Source organism: Acinetobacter sp. (genome assembly GCF_041919735.1).
GTDB lineage: Bacteria > Pseudomonadota > Gammaproteobacteria > Pseudomonadales > Moraxellaceae > Acinetobacter.
The window spans coordinates 1-18,713 of sequence record NZ_JAYRTF010000027.1 but is presented as its reverse complement, the minus strand read 5'-3'; the positions used below and the strand labels follow the sequence as shown (position 1 = coordinate 18,713).

The following is an 18,713-nucleotide window of genomic DNA, read 5'->3' as shown; positions in this document are numbered from 1 at the left end:
AGGGTCAATTTATCCCGTGTAAATGTTTTAAGCCGAGCTTAGGCATAGCGTTTTAACAGCTTCATAAACTCCGCCAGTTCAGCTTCATTTACTGGATGATCTGCGCCGATGACATGGTGGCGTAAATGCGCTTCGATCAGCTCATTCATTAAACCATTGACTGCACCTTTAATCGCTGCTGCCTGCTGCAGCACGGCAATGCATTCAGCATCGGGCTGCAATAGCGACTGTTCTACTGCATTCAGCTGACCTTGCAGGCGCTTAACACGGTTTAAAATTTTTTTATCTTGATGCAAATGGCTCACACAATGCTCCAAAAATAAATATACTATAGGGGAGTATATTTAAAACTTAAGATAATGCAAAACACTCCTTCTATCCGTACCCATAGCCATCAATTTGATGAAGGCAATCCACTGGCTCAGAAACGTATTTTACTGGCCACCATTTTAACTGCAGTTATGATGCTGTTAGAAGTGATTGGTGGCTGGATTTTTAACTCGATGGCACTGTTGGCGGACGGCTGGCATATGAGCTCTCATATGTTGGCACTGGGATTGGCTTATATGGCTTACCGCGCGGCTCGCCATTTTGCACAGGATAGGCGCTTCAGCTTTGGGACATGGAAGATTGAAGTGTTGGCAGGTTATAGCAGTGCAATTTTACTGTCTGTGGTGGCTATTTTTATGGCTTTTCACTCCATTGAACGGCTGCTCTCTCCTGTCCAGATTCATTATAACGAAGCGATTCCAATTGCAATTTTAGGTCTGCTGGTAAATTTGCTGTGCGCATGGCTGCTGCATGATGATCCTGCGCATCACCATCATCATAGGCACAGTCATAGTCATAGCCACAGTCATCATCATAACGAACATGATCATGAGGTAGGACATCACCATCATCATGATTTAAATCAGAAAGCTGCATTTTTGCATGTGGTGGCAGATGCTGTAACTTCGGTCTTAGCAATCATTGCGCTCATTGCAGGCAAGTACTTGGGCTGGAGTTTTTTGGATGCCGTTTTGGGGATTGTTGGTTCAATTCTGGTGGCACGCTGGGCATGGGGGTTAATTAAAGACACTGGCAAAACATTGCTGGATGCCGAAATGGATCATCCCGTGGTAGAAGAAATCCGTGAAGTGATTGCAGGCTTGCCAGTCTTGGCAACAATAAGCGATTTGCATGTCTGGAAAGTGGGTAAAGGCAAATTTTCATGCATTTTAGCACTGGAAACTGCGGATGTTTTGACTGCAGATCACGTGCGCAGCGCCTTGGCCGTTCATGAGGGGCTAGTGCATGTTTCGGTAGAAATCAATGCGCCGGCATGAACCCAGTCCGTTCCACGTGAAACAGCGCGCAAGCATGTTGCATTTGAGTAAGCCTTTGAAAAAAAAGATGCCTGATAGCGGCTAATCCAAGTACACTCTGCGGCATAAAAATTTTGCAGGGTACATGTGATAATGAAAAAAATGGGCGCAATGCTTTTGGCGGCAGCCGTCTCACAATGGGCTATGGCGGATGCGGTTTCTGTTCAAAATCAGCTGAACAAGAAATATCCTGCATTGAAGATTGAAAATATTCAAGCGACTGAAATGCCGGGCATCTACAGCGGATCGGTCGGCAATCAGATTGTTTATACCGGTGAAGATGCTGAATACATTTTAGCGGGGTCAATGATCCGCTTGAAAGATCAGAAGAATCTGACCAATGCGCTGATGATGACGCAAAATCAGGTCGATTGGAAAAAACTGCCTTTCAAAGATGCAATCAAAAGCGTGCGGGGGAATGGCAAGCGCCAGCTGGCGATCTTTTCTGACCCAAATTGCCCGTATTGCAAACAGCTTGAAGTAGAATTAAACAAGCTGACGGATGTTACGATTTATACTTTTGTGCTGGCGTTAAAGCCGCAATCGGTTGCGCCGTCCAAGCAGCTGTTCTGTGAAACGGATCCTGCGCTTGCGTGGAGCAATCTGATGTCTAAGGGAATTCAGCCGGGCAGCAAGAAAAGCTGCGCCAACCCTGTGGAACGCAATCTGCAGCTGGCCCAAAAATTAGCGGTCAGCGGCACGCCGGCGATTATTTTCTCCAACGGCACCAAATTAATGGGCGCCTACCCTGCGGCTGAAATTGAAAAAATTTGGCAGGAATTGGGCTTATAAGCGGCTGCAGTTCAGTCTGAAACAAAAAAATCCCCGCCATCTGCGGGGATTTTTTATGGGAGAATCGACTTGCTAGGCAGAGGTTTTTTTAGCAACCATATTGTAAATAAATAGAATAATCAGCGCGCCAATGACCGAGGCAATAAAGCCGGCTGCTGAATTTTCACCGTACAGGCCGAGCAGCCGGCCGCCATAGGTGGCAAGCAGCGAACCGGCAATACCCAATAAGGCTGTCACGATGAATCCTGCTTTATCATCTCCAGGATGGATTGCACGGGCGATTAAGCCTGCAATGAAACCGACCACGATGGCAACAATAAGTGACCACATGAGTGTTCTCCTTTTTTTATCATGTCTTTGTTTTTACATCATGTTGATGGTTTTATCTTGGTCTAGACAGGAGCTAAGAAAAAGCGCAGTTCAGCTAAGAACTGTTGCTTTTTTGTTCGGAATGGCTCCGCGGCAATAAAAAAAGCGGCGCAAGGCCGCTTTTTTATTATCCGCTGGCGCTTAGAGGCCAATTTCACCAATAAAAGGAATATGGCGGTATTTTTGATCATAGTCCAAGCCGTAGCCGACAATAAACTTATCTTCGACTTCAAAACCTAAGAAACGGACATCCAGATCAATTTCACGGCGCGACGGCTTGCTGACCAGCGTGCACAGCTCAATCGAGTTTGGGCCGCGGGTTTTTAAGATTTCCAGCACTTTGCTCAGGGTGTTGCCTGAATCAATAATGTCTTCAACCACCAGCACGTCTTTGTCGCGGATATCGCCGTCTAAATCCTTTAGAATTTTAACGTCGCGGCTTGACACGGTGCCGCCGCCGTAGCTTGAAACCGTCATAAAATCAAGTTCGTGCGTTTTAGTGATGGCGCGGCATAAGTCCGCCATGAAAATAACAGAGCCGCGCAGCAGGCCGATTAAGACCAGTTCTTTACTGCTGTTGGCATAGTGTGCGTCAATGATGGCGCCAAGCTCTTTGACTTTAGCTTGAATTTCTTCGGTCGAAATCAATACGCTCATTTGAACAGTCATGGGTAGATACCTAAAAACAAAAATCAAAACTTCAAAATAAAAAAGGCGTTGACTAGCAACACCTCAAAATATGCCCCAATTTTAATACAACTTCAGCAGCCTTGCATTATCTTTTCCGCTGAAAATGTAACCGTCCCGGTCCGGAAGCGCGGTCACGGCGCAGAATCCGCATGCAGCCCAGCAGCGCGATCAGGCTGCTGAGCCGTTCCCTGCCTGCTGTTCAGGCAGCGCCTGTTTTGACATAAGCGCGCTGTCCATACACATAGGTGCTGTGAATATTGCGGTCATCGCCCATCATCATTAAAGCGAACAGGCTGTCTTCCAGCCCTTTGGCACGGGATTGGCGCAGCTGCTGCAAGGCTGTCGGCTGCAGGTCCAGCACCACAAAATCGGCTTCTTTGCCTAAATTGAAATTGCCGAGCTGATCCGCCAAGTCCAGCGCTTTTGCGCCGCCCAGTGTGGCATGATACAGCGCTTCAAAGGCGGAAAGCTTGTCGCCCTGCAGCTGCTGCACTTTATAGGCTTCATTGATGGTCTGCAGCTGGCTGAAAGACGTTCCTGCGCCGATATCCGTGCCTAAGCCAACCTTGACCTGCTTTTCCCAGGTTTTCTTCAAGGGAAAGAGGCCGCTGCCCAAGAACAGGTTTGAAGTGGGGCAAAAGGCGATGGCGGAGCCGGTGCTACGCATGCAGTCCCATTCGTGCTCTTCCAGATGCACGCAATGGGCAAACACCGACTTAGGCCCTGTTAAGCCGTAGTGATGGTAAACATCTAAATAGCCGTTCTGTTCCGGGTACAGTTCTTTAACCCAAGCAATTTCATTTTTATTTTCACTCAGATGGGTATGCACATACACATCCGGATATTCCGCTTTCAGCTGCCCTGCCCGCGCCAATTGCTCGGGTGTCGAGGTCGGCGCAAAGCGCGGCGTGATGGCGTACAGATTGCGCCCTTTGCCATGCCATTTTTTAATCAGCTGCTTAGAGTCGCGATAAGCGCTGTCTGCGCTGTCGCACAGCTCTTCAGGCGCATGGCGGTCCATCAGGACTTTGCCGGCAATTAAGCGCATCTGATGCTGCTCGGCCGCTGCAAATAAAGCATCGACCGACTGCGGATGCACGGTGCAGAAGACCAGCGCTGTGGTGGTGCCGTTTTTCAGCAGTTCATGCACAAAGAGCTGCGCAATGCGCTCTGCATAGTCAGGATCGGAAAATTGCAGTTCGGTGGGAAAAGTATAGGTCTCCAGCCATTCCAGCAGCTGTTCGCCGTATGCGCCCATCATTTCGGTTTGCGGAAAATGAATATGGGTGTCGATCAAGCCGGGAATGATCAGCTGATCGGGATAATGCTGCACCTGAACCTGCTTTGGGATCAAATGCCGCCCTTCATCCCAAGGGCCAAACCATTGGATGATGCCATTTTCACTGAGAAGTAAACCATCTTCTACATATCGCACTTGGTCGTGAATTTCACGCGCTTGGGCAACCGTATTCTGAATGTCGAGGAAGCGGCCGCGAACCGCCGTCGTTGCAATTACAGAAGACATTGATAACCTGCGTTTTGAATTTTTTCGGTTGATTATACCGTAAAATGATCCGGGCTTCGCCGCTATCGCCTTTCCCTTCTCTGCCGAGTACCTGATTCAAATGATGCCGCAGTCTGTTCCTCATCGCTATACGTCGCAGCTCATGGCCTTTATTGCCGCGCATCCTGAACTCATGCAGATGCTGGCCGCTTTGCGTGCAATTGAACCCCAGGCCTATCTCGCCGCTGGGGTGATCCGCAACAGCATTTGGGCGCAGCTGCATGGACAGGCCTATCCGCTGCATCAGACGGACATTGACGTGGTGTATTTTGATCCGCAGGACGACGGCGCACGCGAACAGCAGATCCGTGAACAATTAGAGGCGCGTTTTCCTGACTGTGTGTGGGATGTCGCCAATCAGGCGCGGGTGCATCATTGGTACCGCTTGGATAACGGCGGCTGCATCGCGCCGTATGCTTCTTTAGCGCAGGCCTTGGCGATGTGGCCGGAAACCGCCACCGCCGTTGCGGTGCGGCTGGATGCTGAGGGGCAATGCCGGATTGAAGCACCATTGGGGCTGCAGGATTTATTTGAGCTGAAATTGCGCTGGAATCCAGCGCTGGTCAGCTACGCGGTGTTTCAGCGCCGGCTCGAAGCCAAAGCTTTTTTAAGCCAATGGCCTCAATTGCAGCTCATCACTGTTCAAGCCTGAATGAGCACAGCCCTCCGTGCGGAGGGCTGTGCTTGATGGGTTCTCAGCCGATGCTTCAGCAGCGGCTAAGGCTTAGATGGTCGGTTCATGGTGCTTTTTGCTGTGGCGGATTGACAGCCAGGCGGTAATGCCCAGCACCAGAATGATAAAGCTCAATGAAATCCAAATCGGCATATGGAACACGTCCAGCATCAGCATCTTGAAGCCGATGAACAGCAGGATAATCCCGAGGCCATAGGGCAAATAATGCATTTTAGCCGCTGCGCCCGACAGCAGGAAGAACATGGCGCGCAGGCCTAAAATCGCCATCAGGTTTGCGGTCAGCACAATAAAGGGATCTGAAGTGACGGCGAAGATCGCTGGAATCGAATCGACGGCAAAAATCACATCCGACGCTTCCACTAAAATCAGCACCAAAAACAGCGGCGTCGCCCACAGCAGGCCATTTTGGCGCACAAAAAAGCGGTCGCCATGCATTTGCGGAGTGATGCGCATATGCTTGCGCAGCCATTTCAGCACCGCCATATCTTCAATATTTTTGTCTTCATCGTCATCTTGGCCTTTCAGGAATTTAAAGCCGGTATAGACGAGGAATGCGCCGAAGATGTACAGCACCCAGGAAAATTCCTGAACAAACCATGCGCCGATAAAAATAAAGATGGTGCGCAAAACAATCGCGCCAAGCACGCCGTACAGCAGCAGCTTGCGCTGCAAAGCCGGCGGAATGGCAAAAGCGGCAAAAATCATCAGCCAGACAAAGACGTTATCGACAGCAAGGGATTTTTCTAAGAGATAGCCGGCGAAATATTCCATGACTTTGGTATTCGCGACCGCAACGCCTGCAGTTTGCTGCAGATACAGCCAAAGCCCGCCGCCGAACAGCGCTGCCGCAGACACCCAAGCAATGCTCCAGTAGGCCGCGGTTTTAATTTTGACTTCTTGGCCTTGATTGTGTTTAAAGCCTAAAAAGTCGATGATAAGCATCACGGCCACTAAGCCGAAAAATGCCAGATACAGCCACAATGAGCCAATCGTTTCCATGTGAATCCTCCACATCTGACAATCGGCCATAAAAAAACCTTGACCTGCTGCCAGATGAATAAAAACATCTGTAACAGCATGATCAAGGTCTTGCCTACATTGCCCGCTGGAAGCGGGTCAATGCTCAGATACCGACTTTTTGCAAAGTGTAATGACGATATTCTGACACGCAGACTTTGCAGGAAAGCATGCAAAGTCTGCGCTTGGAGGAGGCTACTCCCCTTGTTCAGCTAAATTCTGTTTTGGGCGATGCCCAAATATGTGCGGCTAAGCATGGCAGATTTTTAAGCAATAGGCAAATATTTGCTGCACTAGCGGACAGATGGCGGCTGATTGATAAAATCACGGCGCTGCACCAGCACGGTGGCCAGCAGCGTGCCGCATACGGCAATGAGGCCGCCGGTCAGGCCGATATGGGATAAATCTGCATGGCTGGACACCAGACCGCCCAGCAGCGCGCCAGCGCCAATGCCGACATTGTACAGGCCTGAATAGATGGCCATGGCGACATCGGTGGCATCAGAAGCAAGATTCAGGGTTTTGGCTTGCAGCGCCAGGCTGAAGCCAATGATACCGATGCCCCACAAGAGGCACAGCAGGCTGAAACTGCCAAAACTGTGCGCCAGCGGCAGCATCAGCAGCATTGAAATGGCGAGCAGGCCGCAAAATAACGGAATGGCCAATTTAGGGAATCGGGCGCCAAATTTGCCGAATAAATAGGAGCCGATAAAGCCGGCAGCGCCGTAAATCAGCAGCAGCGCCGTTGTGGAAGCAGAAGAAAAGCCGGCGATATGCAGCGCAAAAGGCTCAATGTAGCTGTAAGCGGTAAATTGCGCGGTGATCACAATGACGGTTAAGGCGAAGACCATCATTAAGCTGGGGCGCCGGATGAGCGTTTTTAAGCTGCTGAGCGAACCGGAGTTTTGGCTGGGCAGTTTAGGCAAGGTTTTGGCCAAAGTCAGGCACACTACAAGCGCGCACAAGGCAATTAAAGCGAACGTGTTGCGCCAGCCGTAGCTCTCGCCAATCATGCGGCCAAAGGGAATGCCCAGCACCATGGCCAGCGCCGTGCCGGTCGCCAGCCAGCCCAGCGCCTGAAGCTCTTTGCCCTTGGGCGCGACACGGACCGCCAAAGACGCGGTAATCGACCAGAACAGCGCATGTGAAAATGCGATGCCGATCCGGCTGATCATCAAAACCTTGAAGTTCCAGGCGGCATAGGACAGCAGATGGCTGGCAATAAACACCGCAAACAGGCTGATCAGCAGGAAACGCCGTTCAATATTTTTGGTCAGCAGCATCATCGGCAGGGAAATCGGCGCAACAATCCACGCATACAGGGTAATCATGATGCCTGTATCCGTAGCTGGCAGATTGAAGCTGCGGCCTATGTCACTGAGCAAAGCTACAGGGATGAATTCGGTGGTGTTGAAGATAAATGCGGCCAAGGCAAGCGTAATGACGCTCACCCATTGACGGAATTCATTGGGAGCGATAGCGGGAGATGCGGCAACGGACATGAGCCATACAGTTTAAAAAGAATAGGCTTTTATTTTAAAGAGATGGTTCTGAATTGTTAAGCGCTATTGAATTGCAGCGCAGGATTGAATACAACCATGAGGAAACCAGAACAAAAAAGGATCAGTGGAACATGATTGTGCAGCACGAAGATGACGGGAAAAAAGGCGCTTTTTTTATTGCGCAGAATCAGCAGCGCTTAGCCGAAATGGTCTATGTCTGGGCAGGTGAAGATAAATTGATTATTGAGCATACCGATGTCAGTGATGCTTTGCGCGGCCAAGGCGTAGGGCGGCATCTGTTGGATGCGGCGGTGCAGTTTGCCCGCGAGCGCCAGATTAAAATCATTCCGCTCTGCCCTTTCGCTAAATCTGTTTTTGATAAAGATGTATCTATACGGGATGTCTTGGTCTAAATTTCAAAAAACCTCCAATTCGTACAGGGGGCGGATTGAAGGTTTTTTGAAAACTGTTGAATGCCGCGCAGCTGTGGCCGGCATCATGCGGTGCCGGCGCTAGAAGCGGGATTTGTATATGGAGACTCCCAGCAGCAAGGCAACCAGCAATAAAAACAGGACAGCAATCAGATACATGTCCATATATGACGCACCCCTTGAAAAAGTTAACAATAAATCATAATTTTATAACTCTACTTTAAGGCGGAGCACTTCGGTTTCATATCCCTGAAATTGGGTATTTTTAAGCTTTAATCCGGGAAAATGTCTAATATTTCAAATTTTTAAAATCTTGAGGTTGCACAGAATGACGCAAATACAGCACAGCGATAACGGCCAGCAAGGCGAATTTTTTATCAGCAATGAAACCGGCCAGCGCATCGCGGAAATCAGCTATATCTGGTGCGGTGAAAAGACGATTGATGCAAACCACACTTGGGTGGACGATTCCCTGCGCGGCCAAGGCACGGCGCGCCAGCTTTTGGATGTCCTGGTGAATTTTGCCCGTGAACAGAATTTAAAAATTATTCCAAGCTGCTCGTATGTAGAGGCGATGTTTAAGCGTGATCAAAGCCTGAGTGATTTGGCGGCTTAAAAATTTACAGCTTCTGATCATGAAAAAGCCCGCAATCTGCGGGCTTTTTCATGATCAGGTGACGGTTTTATGCTTTCAGCGCTGCAAGCAATTTCTGATGCAGGCCGCCAAAGCCGCCATTGGACATAATCACCACCGCATCGCCCTCACCGGCTTCTGCAGTGACTGTGCGGATGATGTCATCCAGTGACCGCGCCACAATGGCTTTGTTTGGCGCAGCGTCAATCACGGGCTGCAGATCCCAGTCCAGGCCTTCCGGCTGATACCAGATCACTTCATCCGCCAAGCGCGCTGAATGCGCCAAACCGTCTTTGTGGCTGCCCATGCGCATGGTATTGGAACGCGGTTCAATGATGGCCCAGAGCTTGCGTGCGCCTAAACGCTTGCGCGCGCCTTCCAGCGTGGTGTCAATCGCGGTTGGGTGATGGGCAAAGTCATCATAGACTTCAATGCCCTTCACGGTATCCAAAAGCTCCATCCGGCGCTTTACGCCGCCAAAGTTGGACAGCGCTTCACAGGCGGTTTCAATCGATACGCCGACATGCTCAGCGGCAGCGATGGTGGCTAAGGCATTGGCTACGCTGTGCTGCCCTGTCATGTTCCATTTCACTTCACCTTTAACTGCGCCGTGCTGCAGCACTTTGAAATGAGAGCCATCGGCAGACAGCTGTTCTGCATAAAGTTCAGATTGTTCATTGGCATCTAAAGATGTGCGCACTACTGGCGTCCAGCAGCCCATTTCCAGCACTTCATCAATGTTGGTTTCCGTGATTGGCGCAATGATGCGGCCTTCACTTGGAATGGTGCGGACTAAGTGATGGAACTGCTTTTGAATCGCGGCCAAATCATCAAAGATATCGGCATGGTCAAATTCTAGATTATTTAAAATCGCAGTTTTAGGGTGGTAATGTACAAACTTTGAACGCTTATCAAAGAAGGCAGAATCATATTCATCCGCTTCGACGCAGAAGTATTTGCCGCCGCCCAAGCGCGCGCTTTCACTGAAGCCCAATGGCACGCCGCCAATCAGGAAGCCTGGATTCAGGCCTGCCTGATCCAGCACCCAGGCCAGCATGGTGGTGGTGGTGGTTTTGCCGTGCGTGCCGGCCACACCCAATACGTGCTTGCCCTGCAGCACGTGATCTGCCAAAAACTGCGGGCCGGAAATATACGGCAAGCCTTCATTGAGCATATATTCGACCGCATCAATCCCGCGTTTCATGGCATTGCCGACAATGACCAAATCCGGATGCGGCTGCAAATGGCTACGGTCATAGCCCTGCATTAAAGTAATGCCTGCATTTTTAAGCTGGGTTGACATTGGCGGGTAAACATTCTGGTCTGAACCTGTCACCTTATGGCCTAAGTCCCGCGCCAGCAGCGCCAGTGAGCCCATAAAGGTGCCGCAAATACCCAAAATATGCAGATGCATGTGTTTTAACTCCACTGCTTTTTAGACACATCACTTCATTATTGTGGTGTTGTCATTATAAATTTGACTTAAAAGGTGATTCGATTTGAAAGCAACGATAGCAAGGGTTTTGGGGAAAAGATAGTTTTTCTTGTATCTATTCAATGCTTTTAAAACACTTGTTTCAAAGCGGAATCTGCGCTGTTGAGCCTGCGCTTTTTCCTGCAGGCAAAGCGCATGCAATTTATCCTGAAACGGGTAAAATACCGCCGTCTGTTCTGGAACTGCCCGCTATGTCCCTGCCCTTGCTTCTGCTGATTATTTCCAACTGTTTTATGACTCTGGCATGGTATGGGCATCTCAAATTTTTGCATGGCGCGCCGCTGTGGCAAGCGGTTCTTTTCGGCTGGCTGATTGCCCTGCTGGAATACAGTTTTATGATTCCAGCCACCCGCATGCTGGCGGCGCATGGCTGGTCGATGGGGCAAATGAAAATTACCCAGGAAGTGGTCACCCTGCTGGTGTTTGTACCTTTTATGATTTTTTTGTTTAAACAGCCTTTTAAGCTGGATTATCTCTGGGCGGGCTTATGCCTGCTGGGCTGCGTGTATTTTGTGTTTAGAAGCCAATAAGCTGCTGCGGCCCTTGCCTATTCAGGGCGCCGTATTGCGGTGAATGGCATCCGGTCAGGTGAATGGTCTGAATTTTGGCTGCATTGTTGGAAAAAAAGCATAAAAATACGCGCTTCATTCCGCTGTGAACTTTTGGCGAGATGAAAAATCAGTCTATAATATGGGGCTCTTATTAAAGCTTGGCTTTCGTCGAGATTTATCTCACTTAATTATCTCTGGAAACATTGCAATGAATGCGGCCGCTTCACAAGACACTCCTCTCGTTGGAATTATCATGGGTTCTCAATCTGATTGGGCCACTTTAGAAAACACTGCCAATATGCTGAAACAGCTGGGCGTGCCATTTGAAGCGGAGGTTGTGTCAGCGCACCGTACTCCAGACCGTTTATTTGAATATGCCGAAACGGCGCGTGATCGCGGCATTCAAGTGATTATTGCCGGTGCTGGCGGCGCAGCGCATTTGCCGGGCATGTGCGCGGCTAAAACTGATCTGCCGGTGTTGGGCGTTCCAGTCAAATCTTCTATTTTAAACGGTGTTGATTCACTGCTGTCGATTGTGCAAATGCCTGCAGGCATCGCCGTAGGCACTTTGGCGATTGGCCCTGCGGGCGCAACCAATGCAGCGATTATGGCGGCGCAGATTTTGGGCTTAACGCGTCCAGACATTGCTAAAAATGTGGCAGATTTCCGCGCTGCGCAAACTGAAAAAGTGGCAGGCAATAATATTCCGGGCCAAGCTTAAAACGGGACACAGATCATGGATAAAACCATCGGTATTTTTGGCGGCGGCCAGCTCGGCCGCATGATGGCGCAGGCAGCGCTGCCGCTGAATATTCAATGCACTTTCTTTGAAGCCAATACAGACTGCCCTTCAGCCGCTTTAGGCCCGGTTTTCTCTACCAAGGCAATTGATGGCCTGCAGCAGTTTATCGACAGCGCAGATGTATTCAGCTTGGAATTTGAAAACACGCCGCTGGCAGATGTGGATGTCTTGACCAAAAACAAAGACCTGCATCCGCCGCGCCAAGCTTTGGCGATTGCTCAGCACCGCCTGTCTGAAAAAGCCCTGTTTGATGAGCTTTCAATTCCTGTGGCGCCGTATAAAGCGGTGACTTCACTGGAAAGCCTGCAAGCTGCTGTGGCTGAATTGGGCCTGCCTATTGTTTTAAAAACATCGCGCGGCGGTTATGACGGCAAAGGCCAATTTGTGCTGCGCTCAGCCGATCAGATGGATCAAGCGTGGGCTGAACTCGGCCCGGCAGGCGAATTGATTGCTGAAAGCTTTGTGACTTTTTCGCGTGAAGTGTCGATCATTGCGGTGCGCGGTCAAAATGGCGATGTAAAAACCTGGCCATTGGCGGAAAATCATCACCACAACGGCATCTTGTCGCATTCGATTGTGCCTGCGCCAAACAGCGCAGATTTGCAGCCGGTGGCGCAAGACTACATTACCCGCCTGCTCAATCATTTGAATTATGTCGGCGTACTGACCCTTGAGCTGTTTGTCACAGACCAAGGCTTATATGCCAATGAAATGGCGCCGCGTGTGCATAACTCAGGCCATTGGTCAATTGAGGGCGCGATTTGCTCGCAGTTTGAAAACCATATCCGCGCAGTCGCTGGCTTGCCTTTAGGTTCAACGGCTGTGGTGCGTCCAACAGTGATGGTCAATATCATCGGCCAGCATCCCAAATCTGAAGATGTGCTGGCTTTGGAAGGCGCGCATTTGCATTTGTACAACAAGTCCGAACGTGAAGGCCGCAAGATTGGCCATATCACGCTGATGCCGAATGACAGCGCGCAATTAACCGTATTGTGCCGTCAACTGGCGAAAATTCTGCCAAATCCATTGGCATTGAGTGAAGATATGAGCATTTAAACCTGCGTTTGAATGTTAAAAAAGCGGTCATGTCGATGGCCGCTTTTTTTATACCTGCGGTTCAGGCATGATTGCGCCTCTTTGAAAAAAACAGTCATTGATCGGATCTTTATGCAAAATAATTGCCGATTAAATACACTGTTATCCTCTATAAAAAGCAGAAGAAATACTGAAATTTTATGCTTTTTGCGATGAATTAAAAAAATACAGCCTGTTTTGCCAGCAGCAAAGCTGAAAAAAATCCACCGTCTGGCAGACAGAACAGACTCATATCAGATTTTGAATTTAAATTCATAAGAGGTTTTATGAATTTAAACCGGTTCTTTGAATTTAAAAACTGCAGAAATGAGCAAATTTTTTAAATTTAAAATGAATTTAAAGCTGAATCGTCAGCTGTACGGGGTAAATAAATTTAAAAATGGGCTTTTAAATTCAAAAGGTTTGTCTTGTTTTTATTCTTTGTTGTGGATAAGTGTTTTAAATTCAAAACTCAAATATGAATTTAAATTTAAAAACAAAAAAGAATGAATTTAAAGTGGTAATTGTGGGTAAGTTTTGAATTTAAAAATGAATTATGAATTTATTGTGGAGAAAAATGAATTCAAATTTACAGATTGCTATCTGTCATTTAAATGCAGGAATGTTATGGTGTAGGCGTATTTGAAGTTAAAAAAAGAAAAGGACGATATGCGCCAGTCAGCATTGCTTTTGGGTTCAGTATTGCTTGCCGCTTCTCAAGCTCAGGCTGAATTGATTATTAATGGCCAGCCTGTTGCGGTGTCCGGCATGCCGGTGTACACCTCACAGAATAATTTTCAGGGCTGTCTAGCCAATTTGCGCAGTCAGGCTATAAATTCAGGTGTTTCTGCCAGCAGCTATGACCGTTATACGCAAAATCTGACGCCGGATTATTCAGTCATTGAAAAGCTGAATTATCAGCCAGAGTTTTCAACGCCGATTTGGGATTATCTGTCTGGGCTGGTGGATGATGAGCGCGTGCAGCTGGGGCAGCAGAAATTGGCGCAGCACCGCGATGTGCTGAACCGCGTTGCAGCCGCTTATGGCGTGCCGCCTGAAACAGTGGTAGCAGTCTGGGGTGTCGAGAGCAATTTTGGCGATATTTCCGGTTCTTATCCTTTATTGCAGTCTCTCGGCACACTGAGCTGTGAAGGGCGCCGTCAAAGCTATTTCCGCGGTGAGTTTTTTGCAGCCATGCGGATTTTGCAGCGCGGTGATTTAACGGAACAGCAGTTGAAAGGCTCATGGGCAGGCGCGTTTGGCCATACCCAATTCATGCCGTCTACTTATGAAGAACTGGCTGTTGACTTTGATGGCGATGGGCGCCGTGATTTGGTTTCCAGCACTTCAGATGCTTTGGCTTCTACAGCAAACTTCCTGCAAAAACGCGGCTGGCAAACGGGACAGCCGTGGGGTTTTGAGGTGAAGGCGCCTGCGAGCATGCCGCTGAGCGGTGAAAGCCGCCGCAATAAAAAACCGTTATCATATTGGGCCAGCCAAGGGGTCAGCCGTGCAGACGGCACGCCGTTGATTCAGGGCGCCTTATCGGAAAATTCGCCTGCCGGATTGATGTCGCCTGCTGGCGCCAATGGCCCGCTATTTTTAGTCTTTAAAAACTTTGATGCTATATATAGTTATAACGCTGCTGAAAGCTATGCCTTGGCGATTGCGCATTTATCGGACCGTTTGCAGGGCAAGGGCGGTTTTGCTGCGCCGTGGCCGACCGATGATGCCGGCACCTCGCGCGCCGAGCGCCGTGAAATCCAGCAGTATCTGCTGAATAAAGGCTATGATATTGGCGCAGTGGATGGCCTGATTGGTGATAAAACCCGCCAAGCCATCCGTCAGGAGCAGATTAAGTTCGGTTTGAGTCCCACAGGCCGTGCCGGGCAGCAGATTTTACGCGTGATCCGCAGTGAAAATGCCAAAAGCATGATGCGCTGAAGAAAAGATTGAAGTTAAAAGTCATTTGCAAAAAAAGCCTGCTGTTCGGCAGGCTTTTTTCATATGCCAGTGGTTCACTGGCAGCAGCGCTTAAACGGAGGTGATGCTGCCTAATATGCGGTAGCCTTCAGCACCCGTCACCGCGGGCAGGTTGCCCGCCAGCTGATTCATAAAGCGCATAGCCAGCCAGGCAAAGGCGGTGGCTTCCACCCATGTTGGGCTTAAACCTAAGTCCGCAGTACTTTGTACCGTCCATTGATGCTTGCGCAGGCGCCAGCGCAGCTGTTCCAGCAAGTGTGAATTATAGGCGCCGCCGCCGCAGACATAGACTTCACCGGTATCCATATCGGAACGGTAAATGGCTTTTTTAATAGCGCGGGTGGTCAGCTTCATCAGCGTAGCTTGGATATTTTCCGGCGTATCTTCCAGTTCGTCATATTCCAAGTCGCCGCGCCAATCGAGAATCTGCTCATCCAGCCATTCCAGGTTGAAATCTTCACGGCCCGTGCTTTTTGGCGGCTCTTTCGAGAAAAAGGCATGCGCTTGCAGGCGGTCCAGCAGGCTGCGGATCGGGGTGCCATAAGCCGCCCAGTTGCCGTTTTCATCATAAGGCTGGCCGGTATAGCGGTGGCACCAGGCATCCATCAGAATATTGGCCGGTCCGGTATCAAAACCGTAAACGCCTTCAGGATTGCCGGCTGGCAATAGGCTGACATTGGCGATGCCGCCTAGGTTTAAAATCACCCGGTGAATGCTGGGGTGCTGAAATAAAGCTTGATGAAAAGCCGGCACCAAAGGCGCGCCTTGACCGCCCGCTGCCATGTCGCGGCGGCGGAAATCGGAAATCACCGGAATTTGCGTGATTTCGGTAATAATATTCGGATCACCGATTTGCAGGGTAAAGCCGTGTTCCGGACGGTGGCGGATAGTTTGCCCGTGCGAGCCGATGGCTTTAATCTGGTTGCGGTCTAAATGATTTTCTTCAATCAGGCGGTTAATGCCGTGACCGATCATTTTGGCCAATGACACATCGGCTTGGCCCATGCGGTCAATTTCATTGTCGCTGGGCAAAGTCAGCGCCATCAGTTCATCGCGAAGATCGGGATCAAATTCGAGCGTGAGGGTTGCGTGAAGCTGCAAAGGGCCGAACGACGCAGCGGCAATATCGACACCATCCATGCTGGTGCCGGTCATCACGCCAATATAGATCGCGGTCATGATTATTCTTAAGCCTGCAATGTGCTGAAAAAGTGTTAGTATATCGCACAAATTGAATAACTGATGTGTTTGGGTTTTGTGATGTCAAATTTCCTGCCGGCTGAAGAACAACTTGCCCTCATCCAACGAGGCACTCATGAAATTATTTCTGAGGAAGATCTTCTTAAAAAACTGAAAGAAAACCGTCCCCTTAAAATTAAAGCGGGCTTTGATCCTACCGCGCCAGATTTGCACTTGGGGCATACGGTGCTGATCAATAAATTGAAGGTTTTTCAAGATTTAGGCCATGAAGTGACATTCCTGATCGGTGATTACACTGCGATGATCGGTGACCCGACAGGCAAGAGCGCAACGCGTCCGCCATTGTCACGTGAGCAAGTGCTTGAAAACGCGAAAACTTATCAGGAACAAGTATTTAAAATTCTTGATCCGAATAAAACCAAAGTGCGTTTTAACTCGGAATGGTTTGCGACCAAGACTGCGGCGGATCTCATCCAGCTGGCGTCTCAGCAAACTGTTGCCCGCATGCTTGAACGTGATGATTTCACGAAGCGCTACAGCAATCATCAGCCGATTGCGATTCATGAATTTTTGTATCCATTGGTGCAAGGCTATGACTCAATTGCGCTGGAAGCCGACGTTGAATTGGGCGGTACCGACCAAACCTTTAACCTGCTGATGGGCCGCACACTGCAAGGCCGCTATGATCAGGAAGCGCAAGTCTGCATTACCGTGCCGATTCTTGAGGGTTTGGATGGCGTGAACAAGATGTCTAAATCTTTAGGCAACTATATTGGCGTATTTGATGCGCCAGGCGCGATGTATCAAAAAGTGCTGTCGATGCCGGATGCTTTAATTGAACGCTATTTTGACTTATTGAGCTTCAAATCTCTGGATGAAATTGCGCAGCTGCTGAAAGAAATTGCTGAAGGCCGCAATCCGCAAGAAGTGAAAAAGATTTTAGCGCTGGAACTGGTTGAACGTTTCCACGGTGCAGAGGCTGCGGCCAATGCGCATAAAGGCGCCGGCAATTTGATTACCGAAGGTGAACTTCCGGAAGGTACGCCGGAAGTGACGTTGTCACGCGGTCAATATGGCGGTGAAATTGCGATTGCGTCTATTTTGCGTGAAGCGGGCCTGACTAAAAACTCTGCACAAGCCAAAGATGCTCTTGGCCGCGGCGCGGTGAAAGTGGACTGGAAGCCAGTTGATGCGTCATTCAGCGTCAAAGAAAACGTGACTTTGATTGTTCAGGCGAGCAAAAAAGCCATTGCAAAAGTCATTTTTGTGGATTAATCCGGCCTTAAAATTAGTTAAGTTATTGATAAAAAAGCAGGCTTCGGCCTGCTTTTTTATTGGAATTATTATATTAATAAATTAAATAATGAAATTCAAAAAAACCCCTATAAAAACAAGAGTTAAATTTTTCCAAATGGCTTGCATTTTGTTTTGGTTATGTATAGGATTTATCCATCCAGAAATTTTGTGTCAAAGCAGAACCAGAGGGTAAATAACAAAACTCCACAAGTTTTTAGTCTCTTCCCCAAGAGGCTATTTTTTGAAATTTAATAGAATAACTATAACAACAGCGATGGATCGACTATAGATTCAACTCCGAGGAAGATATTTTGGGAGAGATATCTTCCTTTTTATTGCCCGAATTATCTGAATATTAATTGAATGCGCTTTTTTAAAGCTGTTTAAAAGCTGAGGCTGGCGTGCGTGCAGAATTTTTTACTTATATAGAACTGGGGCTGGCTGCTGTAAATGGAATAATGTTCAATTCCGGCCATCGGCGCTTCGAGGCTTCCTGTTCAAAGTGAGCGCATCACATAGAGTGAGCTTAAGCTGTGAGGGGGCAGAAAATCGGTGAAGCGCCTGAATGGGAATGAATAGATAGCGCTGGACTAAAAGTCATAAAAGCTGAACTGGAAATCAGCGGAATCAGGCGAGAAAACATTGCCTAGCTATAAGATGGGCAAAATTGGAAAATAAACAGCAGTGCAGCTTGAATAAAAATGCATTTTTATATGCAAAAGCCTAAAACTGGCAGTTTTACTGTGAATGATCATCAGCGGCATTTATCTATGGATCTGAAAGCCAGCTTTTGTTACAGAATAAGGGTGAAAAATACTGTGAAATAAAAAGGCTGTTAACGTATTTAGAGGCGTGCGCCCTATACCAGCTTTTCATCTTAGTTGACTTCAGCTGCCGAGATGCACCAAATAACGGTGCTCTGCGGAAGTTTTTGGCGCCAGCCGCGCCTTGCATGCACGGCATGATTTTGCGGAACTGCAGCAAACAGCCAAAATATAGAGGATTTGAAGCGCCTTTGTGCTGTTTTTAGTTGGAAATATTTTTGCATCGCATGACCTATTGATAAAAATTATTTTAATAAAATGAACTTTTATTACTTAAAATGATCAAAAAATAAGTAAAAAAGCATTTTTTTTACCAAATTCGTAGAAAAAAGATACATGCGTTAAGAATCTAGTGAATTGGGGGTTGCAATGATTCAGAAATGGTCTAGAATGCACCCCATACCGACGAGATAGCCGGAACGAACGAA

General features: G+C 48.6%; 18 protein-coding genes. 10 read left to right on the top strand and 8 right to left on the bottom strand.

The window, feature by feature from the left end; genetic code table 11:
- Positions 1-38: 38 nt before the first annotated feature.
- The gene (locus ACE3T3_RS13820) at positions 39-305 is read right to left on the bottom strand and encodes a metal/formaldehyde-sensitive transcriptional repressor (RefSeq protein WP_374667887.1); all 267 of its coding nucleotides are present in this window, start codon (positions 303-305) and stop codon (positions 39-41) included.
- A gap of 54 nt (positions 306-359) precedes the next feature.
- On the opposite strand from ACE3T3_RS13820, the gene dmeF reads away from it, so the two are divergent.
- Both dmeF and ACE3T3_RS13810 read left to right on the top strand, forming a co-directional pair.
- Entirely contained in the window at positions 360-1,328 is a 969-nt protein-coding gene (dmeF, locus tag ACE3T3_RS13815; RefSeq protein WP_374667885.1) for a CDF family Co(II)/Ni(II) efflux transporter DmeF, read from the top strand.
- Between the two features lie 129 nt (positions 1,329-1,457).
- Positions 1,458-2,159 carry a DsbC family protein gene (locus ACE3T3_RS13810; protein ID WP_374667945.1) on the top strand — a complete coding sequence of 234 codons (702 nt, stop codon included), beginning with the start codon at positions 1,458-1,460 and terminating at the stop codon, positions 2,157-2,159.
- 72 nt (positions 2,160-2,231) lie between these two features.
- On the opposite strand, the gene ACE3T3_RS13805 is transcribed toward ACE3T3_RS13810, so the two are convergent.
- The 3 genes from ACE3T3_RS13805 to guaD all read right to left on the bottom strand — a co-directional run bounded on the left by ACE3T3_RS13805 (position 2,232) and on the right by guaD (position 4,743).
- Entirely contained in the window at positions 2,232-2,489 is a 258-nt protein-coding gene (locus ACE3T3_RS13805; protein WP_374667883.1) for a GlsB/YeaQ/YmgE family stress response membrane protein, read from the bottom strand.
- A gap of 180 nt (positions 2,490-2,669) precedes the next feature.
- Positions 2,670-3,197, bottom strand: a complete 528-nt coding sequence (gene hpt / locus ACE3T3_RS13800; RefSeq protein ID WP_374667881.1) for a hypoxanthine phosphoribosyltransferase — start codon at positions 3,195-3,197, stop codon at positions 2,670-2,672.
- A gap of 220 nt (positions 3,198-3,417) precedes the next feature.
- Positions 3,418-4,743, bottom strand: a complete 1,326-nt coding sequence (gene guaD, locus ACE3T3_RS13795) for a guanine deaminase (protein WP_374667879.1) — start codon at positions 4,741-4,743, stop codon at positions 3,418-3,420.
- A gap of 103 nt (positions 4,744-4,846) precedes the next feature.
- Between guaD and ACE3T3_RS13790 the strand changes: the two genes are divergently transcribed.
- Complete coding sequence (locus ACE3T3_RS13790; protein ID WP_374667943.1) at positions 4,847-5,434, top strand: nucleotidyltransferase family protein; 588 nt, start codon at positions 4,847-4,849, stop codon at positions 5,432-5,434.
- Between the two features lie 72 nt (positions 5,435-5,506).
- Here ACE3T3_RS13790 and ACE3T3_RS13785 read toward each other — a convergent pair whose 3' ends face one another.
- Positions 5,507-6,475, bottom strand: coding sequence for a TerC family protein (locus ACE3T3_RS13785; protein WP_374667877.1), 969 nt, complete (start codon positions 6,473-6,475; stop codon positions 5,507-5,509).
- 311 nt (positions 6,476-6,786) lie between these two features.
- A complete protein-coding gene (locus ACE3T3_RS13780; RefSeq protein WP_374667875.1) occupies positions 6,787-7,995 on the bottom strand; it encodes a sugar transporter in 1,209 nt (402 codons plus the stop codon).
- Positions 7,996-8,078: 83 nt separating this feature from the next.
- Here ACE3T3_RS13780 and ACE3T3_RS13775 point away from each other — a divergent pair, with 83 nt between their 5' ends.
- Positions 8,079-8,408 carry a GNAT family N-acetyltransferase gene (locus ACE3T3_RS13775; RefSeq protein WP_374667941.1) on the top strand — a complete coding sequence of 110 codons (330 nt, stop codon included), beginning with the start codon at positions 8,079-8,081 and terminating at the stop codon, positions 8,406-8,408.
- A 346-nt stretch (positions 8,409-8,754) separates the two neighbouring features.
- Positions 8,755-9,042, top strand: coding sequence for a GNAT family N-acetyltransferase (locus ACE3T3_RS13770; RefSeq protein ID WP_374667873.1), 288 nt, complete (start codon positions 8,755-8,757; stop codon positions 9,040-9,042).
- Positions 9,043-9,109: 67 nt separating this feature from the next.
- Here the strand turns inward: ACE3T3_RS13770 and mpl are convergent, their stop codons facing one another.
- Positions 9,110-10,474, bottom strand: a complete 1,365-nt coding sequence (mpl, locus tag ACE3T3_RS13765) for a UDP-N-acetylmuramate:L-alanyl-gamma-D-glutamyl-meso-diaminopimelate ligase (RefSeq protein WP_374667871.1) — start codon at positions 10,472-10,474, stop codon at positions 9,110-9,112.
- Positions 10,475-10,746: 272 nt separating this feature from the next.
- Here mpl and ACE3T3_RS13760 point away from each other — a divergent pair, with 272 nt between their 5' ends.
- The 4 genes from ACE3T3_RS13760 (at position 10,747) to ACE3T3_RS13745 (ending at position 14,926) form a co-directional block, all read left to right on the top strand.
- A complete protein-coding gene (locus tag ACE3T3_RS13760) occupies positions 10,747-11,085 on the top strand; it encodes a DMT family protein (RefSeq protein WP_374667940.1) in 339 nt (112 codons plus the stop codon).
- Positions 11,086-11,314: 229 nt separating this feature from the next.
- Entirely contained in the window at positions 11,315-11,827 is a 513-nt protein-coding gene (gene purE / locus ACE3T3_RS13755; RefSeq protein WP_018572700.1) for a 5-(carboxyamino)imidazole ribonucleotide mutase, read from the top strand.
- Between the two features lie 15 nt (positions 11,828-11,842).
- Entirely contained in the window at positions 11,843-12,964 is a 1,122-nt protein-coding gene (locus tag ACE3T3_RS13750) for a 5-(carboxyamino)imidazole ribonucleotide synthase (protein ID WP_374667869.1), read from the top strand.
- 687 nt (positions 12,965-13,651) lie between these two features.
- The gene (locus ACE3T3_RS13745; protein WP_374667867.1) at positions 13,652-14,926 is read left to right on the top strand and encodes a lytic murein transglycosylase; all 1,275 of its coding nucleotides are present in this window, start codon (positions 13,652-13,654) and stop codon (positions 14,924-14,926) included.
- Positions 14,927-15,016: 90 nt separating this feature from the next.
- Here the strand turns inward: ACE3T3_RS13745 and ACE3T3_RS13740 are convergent, their stop codons facing one another.
- A complete protein-coding gene (locus ACE3T3_RS13740; RefSeq protein ID WP_374667865.1) occupies positions 15,017-16,144 on the bottom strand; it encodes an anhydro-N-acetylmuramic acid kinase in 1,128 nt (375 codons plus the stop codon).
- A 63-nt stretch (positions 16,145-16,207) separates the two neighbouring features.
- On the opposite strand from ACE3T3_RS13740, the gene tyrS reads away from it, so the two are divergent.
- Positions 16,208-17,440 carry a tyrosine--tRNA ligase gene (tyrS, locus tag ACE3T3_RS13735; RefSeq protein WP_374667863.1) on the top strand — a complete coding sequence of 411 codons (1,233 nt, stop codon included), beginning with the start codon at positions 16,208-16,210 and terminating at the stop codon, positions 17,438-17,440.
- Positions 17,441-18,713: the final 1,273 nt, after the last annotated feature.

What these genes read in the sequence shown, in the direction of transcription:
- hpt (WP_374667881.1), bottom strand. Translation starts at nt 3,197, where the DNA reads ATGACTGTTCAAATGAGCGTATTGATTTCGACCGAAGAAATTCAAGCT.
- guaD (WP_374667879.1), bottom strand. Translation starts at nt 4,743, where the DNA reads ATGTCTTCTGTAATTGCAACGACGGCGGTTCGCGGCCGCTTCCTCGAC.
- ACE3T3_RS13760 (WP_374667940.1), top strand. Translation starts at nt 10,747, where the DNA reads ATGTCCCTGCCCTTGCTTCTGCTGATTATTTCCAACTGTTTTATGACT.
- ACE3T3_RS13805 (WP_374667883.1), bottom strand. Translation starts at nt 2,489, where the DNA reads ATGTGGTCACTTATTGTTGCCATCGTGGTCGGTTTCATTGCAGGCTTA.
- ACE3T3_RS13780 (WP_374667875.1), bottom strand. Translation starts at nt 7,995, where the DNA reads ATGTCCGTTGCCGCATCTCCCGCTATCGCTCCCAATGAATTCCGTCAA.
- mpl (WP_374667871.1), bottom strand. Translation starts at nt 10,474, where the DNA reads ATGCATCTGCATATTTTGGGTATTTGCGGCACCTTTATGGGCTCACTG.
- ACE3T3_RS13785 (WP_374667877.1), bottom strand. Translation starts at nt 6,475, where the DNA reads ATGGAAACGATTGGCTCATTGTGGCTGTATCTGGCATTTTTCGGCTTA.
- ACE3T3_RS13745 (WP_374667867.1), top strand. Translation starts at nt 13,652, where the DNA reads ATGCGCCAGTCAGCATTGCTTTTGGGTTCAGTATTGCTTGCCGCTTCT.
- tyrS (WP_374667863.1), top strand. Translation starts at nt 16,208, where the DNA reads ATGTGTTTGGGTTTTGTGATGTCAAATTTCCTGCCGGCTGAAGAACAA.
- ACE3T3_RS13750 (WP_374667869.1), top strand. Translation starts at nt 11,843, where the DNA reads ATGGATAAAACCATCGGTATTTTTGGCGGCGGCCAGCTCGGCCGCATG.
- ACE3T3_RS13790 (WP_374667943.1), top strand. Translation starts at nt 4,847, where the DNA reads ATGCCGCAGTCTGTTCCTCATCGCTATACGTCGCAGCTCATGGCCTTT.
- dmeF (WP_374667885.1), top strand. Translation starts at nt 360, where the DNA reads ATGCAAAACACTCCTTCTATCCGTACCCATAGCCATCAATTTGATGAA.
- purE (WP_018572700.1), top strand. Translation starts at nt 11,315, where the DNA reads ATGAATGCGGCCGCTTCACAAGACACTCCTCTCGTTGGAATTATCATG.
- ACE3T3_RS13770 (WP_374667873.1), top strand. Translation starts at nt 8,755, where the DNA reads ATGACGCAAATACAGCACAGCGATAACGGCCAGCAAGGCGAATTTTTT.
- ACE3T3_RS13740 (WP_374667865.1), bottom strand. Translation starts at nt 16,144, where the DNA reads ATGACCGCGATCTATATTGGCGTGATGACCGGCACCAGCATGGATGGT.